The sequence below is a fragment of the Ruegeria sp. CDSA033 genome, from assembly GCF_059612305.1.
This window is the reverse complement of record NZ_JBXWQI010000046.1, coordinates 1-6,410: the sequence shown is the minus strand read 5'-3', so window position 1 is coordinate 6,410 and position 6,410 is coordinate 1. Positions and strand designations below refer to the sequence as shown.

The 6,410-nt window shown below is 54.4% G+C and carries 8 protein-coding genes; 4 read left to right on the top strand and 4 right to left on the bottom strand.

Translation table 11 applies throughout. The features are described from left to right. Positions 1–168 precede the first annotated feature (168 nt). Positions 169–513, bottom strand: a complete 345-nt coding sequence (locus AC2FLA_RS22220) for a carboxymuconolactone decarboxylase family protein (RefSeq protein WP_496725402.1) — start codon at positions 511–513, stop codon at positions 169–171. A gap of 41 nt (positions 514–554) precedes the next feature. Between AC2FLA_RS22220 and AC2FLA_RS22215 the strand changes: the two genes are divergently transcribed. Beyond that, positions 555–1,280: a creatininase family protein gene (locus tag AC2FLA_RS22215; RefSeq protein WP_496725400.1), complete on the top strand. Its 726-nt coding sequence runs from the start codon at positions 555–557 to the stop codon at positions 1,278–1,280. Here the strand turns inward: AC2FLA_RS22215 and AC2FLA_RS22210 are convergent, their stop codons facing one another. Continuing rightward, on the bottom strand, positions 1,281–2,045 hold the full coding sequence (locus tag AC2FLA_RS22210; RefSeq protein WP_496725398.1) for an amino acid ABC transporter permease: 765 nt from the start codon (positions 2,043–2,045) through the stop codon (positions 1,281–1,283). It lies immediately after the preceding gene. Positions 2,046–2,055: 10 nt separating this feature from the next. Beyond that, positions 2,056–2,799, bottom strand: a complete 744-nt coding sequence (locus tag AC2FLA_RS22205) for an amino acid ABC transporter ATP-binding protein (RefSeq protein ID WP_496725396.1) — start codon at positions 2,797–2,799, stop codon at positions 2,056–2,058. Between the two features lie 123 nt (positions 2,800–2,922). Between AC2FLA_RS22205 and AC2FLA_RS22200 the strand changes: the two genes are divergently transcribed. Together AC2FLA_RS22200 and AC2FLA_RS22195 are read left to right on the top strand one after the other, a co-directional pair. Further along, entirely contained in the window at positions 2,923–3,699 is a 777-nt protein-coding gene (locus tag AC2FLA_RS22200; protein ID WP_496725394.1) for a transporter substrate-binding domain-containing protein, read from the top strand. Positions 3,700–3,798: 99 nt separating this feature from the next. Continuing rightward, a complete protein-coding gene (locus AC2FLA_RS22195; protein WP_496725392.1) occupies positions 3,799–4,812 on the top strand; it encodes an amidohydrolase family protein in 1,014 nt (337 codons plus the stop codon). A gap of 56 nt (positions 4,813–4,868) precedes the next feature. Here AC2FLA_RS22195 and AC2FLA_RS22190 read toward each other — a convergent pair whose 3' ends face one another. After that, positions 4,869–5,417, bottom strand: coding sequence for a HutD/Ves family protein (locus tag AC2FLA_RS22190; RefSeq protein ID WP_496725390.1), 549 nt, complete (start codon positions 5,415–5,417; stop codon positions 4,869–4,871). Between the two features lie 144 nt (positions 5,418–5,561). Here AC2FLA_RS22190 and hutC point away from each other — a divergent pair, with 144 nt between their 5' ends. Further along, on the top strand, positions 5,562–6,251 hold the full coding sequence (hutC, locus tag AC2FLA_RS22185; protein WP_496725388.1) for a histidine utilization transcriptional repressor HutC: 690 nt from the start codon (positions 5,562–5,564) through the stop codon (positions 6,249–6,251). Positions 6,252–6,410 lie beyond the last annotated feature (159 nt).

Sequence of the window (6,410 nt, the reverse complement as noted above, 5' to 3'; positions counted from 1 at the left end):
CGTGCGCGATGATCTGAAGGGGAAACCGGTGGCGCTTGTAGCTGATTGACGATGACTTATCGATGCCACCTACGTCCGATTACGGGCATGAGCAACCGAACGACCGTTAACGTGACAACACCGACTGCCGGATGACAGAAGAAGATACACGCTGCCTCAGTGTGGCCCCTAAGCACCGGTACCAGTGAATTCGTCAAACGCTTCCAGCGCTTTTGCGCCAAAGGCGATCGAAGGGCCGCCGCCCATATAGCCGATCATCTCCAAGGCTTCGCAAAACTCCTCGCGGGTAGTGCCGAGCCGGACAAGCGATTTGGTGTGAAACCCGATACAACTGTCGCAACGCGTCGAGATTGCGATGCCCAGGGCGACCAGTTCCTTGGTCTTTTCATCCAGCGCGCCATTGCGTTTGGCGGCTTTGGACATCGAGTTGAACCCCTCGAACATACCTGGCGCCTGTTTCTGCAAAACGCCTATACGTCCCATTGTTTCAGTGAGAAATCCGCTCCAAGACATCGTGTCTTTCCTTTTCTTGACTGGTTCTGTTAGCTGGCGATATGCGATTGGAAGAGATGACCTGGACCGAGGTCGAGACATACCTCAAAACCCGAAAGGGAATTGTTCTGCCGACCGGGTCCATCGAACAGCACGGGCCCATCGGTCTGATCGGTACGGATGCTATTTGCGCGCGCGAGATCGCCTGGGCTGCGGCGGATATCGCCGGGGCGGTCGTGGCACCCGAACTGGCTTACGCCCCTGCGCCGTTCAACATGAGCTTTCCGGGCACCGTCTCGCTGAGCGCCGGTCTTTACTGCGATCTGGCGAGAGAGGTTATGCAAGGACTGGCCCATCATGGATTCTCGATGATCTATGTTTTGAACGGCCACGGTGCCAACCTTGAGCCTTTGCGGAAAGCGGCACACGACGTAGGTGCGACAATCCGAATTCGGAGCTGGTGGGACTTTGATCGGGTCAACAAACTCCGACGTGGCTACTACGGCGACTGGGAGGGTATGCACGCCACCCCATCCGAGGTCGCGATCACGCAGGCCACCCATCGCGTTGTTCAGGCCGAAGACACGAGTCCTCCGCGCAAGCTTTCTGCCGAGTACATCGCGGCCCACGCGGGTGATCGCCATGGGCCGCCCGATGAACATCGGCGCGACTTTCCCGATGGACGCGTTGGGTCCTATTCTGAACTGGCCCGACCCGAACACGGGCGTGAACTTGTCAATGCCGCGGCGCAGGCCGTCGCCGCGGATTTTGCCAGCTTTGTTCATTGATCAACGGCTTTCGTCCGATTTCATTTTTCGTTCCAGCCAGCGTACGAAGAAGCTGATGATCAGGACCAGAACAAGATATTCAAAGATCAAAAGCGTATAGATCTCAAGCGGTCGGTATTCCGTCACGACCAATTCGTTGGCACGGCGCGTCAACTCCTGCATCCCGATCACCGAGGCAAAAGCGGACATCTTGACGATATAGATGAACTGGTTCGCCAACGGGGGTAGAATCCGCTTGATCGCCTGCGGCAGGATTACATACAGCATCGTCTGGCGGTAGTTCAGGCCAACAGTCTTTGCCGCTTCGGTCTGGCCCTTGTCAATCGACTGGATGCCCGAGCGGTAGATCTCGGCGGTGAAGGCACTATCCGAAATGGCCAGCGTGATGATCGCGCCCCAGAACGCATCGATGCTGATACTGATACCAATTGATTTCAGAACAACCGGGAATCCGTAAAATACCCAGAACAACATCGGCAGGAGTGGTATGGCGCGGATGAATTCAATGTAGACCCTGCTTGGTAACCGCAGCCATCGGTTTGACGACATGCCCGGCAGGGCAACCAGAAGCCCGAGGGCCATTGAGAGAACGGCGGCAATCAACGACAGGCTGATTGTCGACCAGAAGCCCGACAAAAGAAATCGGATGTTGTTCTGACCCGTTTCTGTCGAGGGGTTGACGACGTACCATCCCCAGTTGCCCGAAGAACTACAGCCGGCGAGAATGACAAGCGCACAAAGAGCGACAAGCGTTGTACGTTTCATGTGATACCCCTTAGTGCTGAAGGATCTGGCTGAGGAAAAGCTTGCAACGTTCTGATTTAGGTGCCTCGAAGAAATCTTCGGGTGTACCTGTTTCGATCACCTCGCCCTGATCCATAAAGATCATCCGGTCCGCTGCCTTGCGCGCGAATCCCATCTCGTGGGTAACGCAGATCATCGTCATTCCCTCTTGGGCAAGATCCACGATCACGTCGAGCACTTCCGAAATCATTTCGGGGTCTAGCGCCGAGGTGGGCTCGTCAAAAAGCATGATCTTGGGCTCCATGCAAAGTGAGCGTGCGATGGCGACCCGTTGTTGTTGACCACCGGAAAGTTCGGTTGGCCGTTTGTGCGCCTGATCAGGAATCCGGACCCGTTCGAGATATGTCATGGCGCGTTCTTCCGCGTCCGATTTCGACAGGCCACGTGCCTTGATTGGTCCTAGCGTCAGATTTTGAAGAATTGTCAGGTGGGGGAACAAGTTGAACTGCTGAAACACCATGCCAACCTCGGATCGGATTTCCTCGGCGGCCTTTTTGTCCGTCATTTTGATCCCGTCGACCGTGATCGAACCGGAATCATGCTCCTCCAGAGAATTCACGCATCGGATGAGGGTTGATTTGCCGGATCCCGAAGGTCCGCATACAACAATTCTTTCCCCAAGCGCGACATCCAGATTGATGTCTCTGAGCGCGTGATAGTCTCCGTACCACTTATTCAAGTCGCGGATTGTGATGACCGGCGATGTATCTGACATAGACCTGCCCCTTTGAGATTGTTAGCGTAAGACTAGCTTTGCCTTCAAATTAAAACTATACAAAATATGATAAATACAGACATAAATCTGGTTGCGAACGCACGAACAAAAGGGGAGGAAGCGATGAAGCTGCTGAAATCAATGGGCCTGGCCGCGGGTCTTGTAGTTGGAATGCTCACAGGGGCGGCCAATGCCCAATCGGCCCTGAATGACATACTGAACAATGGGGTGCTGAAAGTCGGGACAACCGGCGACTGGAACCCGATGTCCGTCCGGGATCCGGCAACCAACGCCTACAAGGGATATGATATCGATGTCATGACCCAACTCGCCGAAGATCTGGGCGTGGAGCTTGAATTCGTGGCAACGGATTGGAAGACCTTGGTAAACGGTGTGGTTGCCGGGAACTATCACATTACAGGTTCGGCATCGATCAGCCCGCCCCGCCTGAAAGCTGCCGGGTATTCGAATAGCTATATCTCAGTTGAAATCTATCCCTTTACGACTGAAGAAAACGCCGAAAAATTCTCGGATTGGGACTCGATCAACAACGGGGAAGTCAAGGTTGCGACCACCTTGGGGACGACATTCGAGAAAAGCGTCCGCGAGTGGTTCCCTGACGCTGATATCAAGGTCGTTGAGGCACCGGCACGCGGTTTCCAGGAGGTTCTGGCAGGGCGCGCTGATGTTTTCATCACATCGAATATCGAAGGTTCGACCCTGCTCGAAAAATTCCCGAACCTACGTCAGATTGAAGTAACCGAGGCGCGTGCGCCGACACCGATCGCGATGCTGATGCCCCAAAGCGATCAGGTATGGATCAACTACGTGAACAGCTGGATCGAACTGCGTCAGTCGCAGGGATTCTTCGCGGCGACCGCCGCAAAATGGGGCCTGTAACGTTCTGACTTTGACACTGTAAAAGGCCCGCTGCGATAATCAATCGGCGGGCCTTTTCTGTGTGCTACGTCAGTAATCGAGATGTCAGGAGAGATCGATATGCGCATTGACATGCATTCCCACTACTACGGTGGTGGGCTGGTCGAGACTTTGCGCGCCCGAAAGACGCATCCTCGCCTCAGAACACGCGCAGATGGTGTCACTGTGATGTCAGCGATGAATGGAGAATTTCCGTTTACCGATGCCTATCATGACCCGCAAGTGTGTCTGGCCGAAATGCGAAAGCAAGGACTGACGCACCGCTTGCTGACCTTCCCCGGAGCACTTGGCGCTGATCTGTTGCCCGCCACGGAAATTGCACCGGTCATCTCTGCCTTTAACGATCACCTTGCCCAGTTGGGAATTGATAGCAATGGTGCCCTGATCGGGCTGGCCGGAGTGCCGCTGGATGATCTTGATATTGCCTGTGCAGAGCTTCGCCGTGTTCGTCGCGATCTGGGTTTGCCGGGAATTATTTTGCCGTCGAACTATTTCAACTCTCTGGCCGAAGCTGACTCATTGCGACCGCTATTGGAAGCGGCAAACGAATACGGCTGTCACATCATGCTGCACCCTGGTCTGAAAGTCGGGCAAAACCCGCCGCCGCGCCCCGCGGACCTGATGCAATACCGACTGTCCGCAGTGGAACTGCAATCCAGCGCTTCTCAGGTCGCCTTGACCATGATCATGTCAGACCTGTTGGAATCTTACCCGGCTGTTTCCTTTCAGATAGTCAATTTGGGCGGCACGCTTCCATTTATTTTTGAGCGGTTAGAAAGCATTGCGCGGCATCGCAACCCGGATGATCCGTTCCCGACCCAGCGTCTGCGTCGGCTCTGGTACGATTGCGCTTCGCTTGGGCCACGTGCGTTGGAGGCAGCTGTTAAGCTTTTGGGCGCAGACAGAATTATGCTGGGATCGGATTATCCGATCTTCACGGACGATCCTTATACGCATGCGGTTGTTCCGGCAGCACTGACGGGCAAAGAAAAGGAGCAGGTGGCCTGGAAAACAGCGAACGCATTGCTGAGCCACCTGTCGGAACTTCGCGCGCAAAAATGCACCCTGGGCTAATTTCAATGCGTGACAGCCAAGTTACCTCCCATAGTAGATTGAGGTTCTCTTGCCCGCTATCGGTTCTTGAGGCGCGCCAATAATGTAATGCTGTCTTCAAAACCGATGGCTGTGAAATTGCCATCCTTGAGGACCGCTGCCTCAGTGGGCTCAACCCTGTGTCCGTCGATAGAGCAGCCCTTGTACACTGAAAACAGACACAGAATTTCGTTCGGACCCGCTTGGAGCTTATGAGTGCCTTCACCAGTCAGGCAATCTACGGATGCAGCGCACTGAACAGGATCATAGATTACATTAAAATTGCGCACTGGGCCCGCTTCCAGCCGGCACCACAATTCCAGATCGCCTGAAAACCTGAGCGGATCGGAAAACCGTGCGTTCAACGGTGTCGCAGGGCCAACCAGATCAAAGCCATCTCCCTCGACAACGGTCAGGATGCGAGACATGTCCGGAAATGTGGAAAATGGCCCGTCAGCCTCCACGTCAGCAAGGCTCACACGCCAGACGACGCCCTGCTCGCCACTTCCCCGTGCAATTTCTCGCGTGGTCCCTAAGCCGTTTTTCCACAGGACGGGCTCCAGGGTTCTGGTTCGGACATGTTTCATTTCTGTTCGCATTTCGGGTTAGTCATGGGACGGCTGCGTATGCTTACTGTTGTTCGAATTAGGCGTGCCGACGGTTGCAATCCCTAGCCGCATACGAGTACAAACATTATGCAATAAATTTAGACATATTATAGGCCATTTGTCGTGCGGGTGAGCTATCAGGATATTAAATCAAACATCCTAGGCCGCATCCGCGACAACACCTGGCCGCCCGGCGCGGTAGTGCCTGGTGAGATTCAGCTTGCCAAGGAATTTGGCTGTGCACGGGCCACGGTAAACCGTGCAATGCGCGAACTAGTTGATGATGGCGTTCTTGAGCGTAAGCGCAAGGCAGGAACACGGGTTAAAACAGCCCCGACGCGCCAGGCCCGGATCACAATTCCGCTTATTCGGGAAGAAATCACCAACCTAGGGGCCACCTATCGATATTCGCTTGTTGAGCGCGAGGTTATCGCCGCCCCCGGCTGGTTGCGTGCTCAGGTCAAGATCCCAAAAGGGGGTGAGGTTCTGCATCTCAGATGTATGCACTTTGCCTCAAACAAAGCCTTTCAGTTCGAAGAGCGTTGGATCAATCTTGCGACCATCCCTCAGGCACGCGATCAGTCGTTCGAAGAAATTGGGCCAAACGAGTGGCTTGTCCGTGAGGTTCCGTTTACCGAGGTTGAACTGACGTTTTCAGCGACCAACGCCAATCTGGAGGTTGCGGAGTTCCTGGGGGAAAACGAAGGAACGGCCTTGTTCACCGTCGAAAGAACCACTTGGCTGGAGGAGAACAACGTGACTCACGCCAAACTCTATTTTTCTTCTGGTTACAAAATGACGACCAAGCTGTGATGGCATTCGCATTGGGTTGGTTGGCAACCTCGGAAAGGGATCTGTTGCAAACTTTTTGGTGTTGTCACGTTAACGGTCGTTCGGTTTCTCATGCCCGTAATTGGACGTAGGTGGCATCGATAAGTCATCGTCAATCAGCTACAAGCGCCACCGGTTTCC

What these genes read in the sequence shown, in the direction of transcription:
- AC2FLA_RS22220 (WP_496725402.1), bottom strand. Translation starts at nt 513, where the DNA reads ATGTCTTGGAGCGGATTTCTCACTGAAACAATGGGACGTATAGGCGTT.
- AC2FLA_RS22215 (WP_496725400.1), top strand. Translation starts at nt 555, where the DNA reads ATGCGATTGGAAGAGATGACCTGGACCGAGGTCGAGACATACCTCAAA.
- AC2FLA_RS22210 (WP_496725398.1), bottom strand. Translation starts at nt 2,045, where the DNA reads ATGAAACGTACAACGCTTGTCGCTCTTTGTGCGCTTGTCATTCTCGCC.
- AC2FLA_RS22205 (WP_496725396.1), bottom strand. Translation starts at nt 2,799, where the DNA reads ATGTCAGATACATCGCCGGTCATCACAATCCGCGACTTGAATAAGTGG.
- AC2FLA_RS22200 (WP_496725394.1), top strand. Translation starts at nt 2,923, where the DNA reads ATGAAGCTGCTGAAATCAATGGGCCTGGCCGCGGGTCTTGTAGTTGGA.
- AC2FLA_RS22195 (WP_496725392.1), top strand. Translation starts at nt 3,799, where the DNA reads ATGCGCATTGACATGCATTCCCACTACTACGGTGGTGGGCTGGTCGAG.
- AC2FLA_RS22190 (WP_496725390.1), bottom strand. Translation starts at nt 5,417, where the DNA reads ATGAAACATGTCCGAACCAGAACCCTGGAGCCCGTCCTGTGGAAAAAC.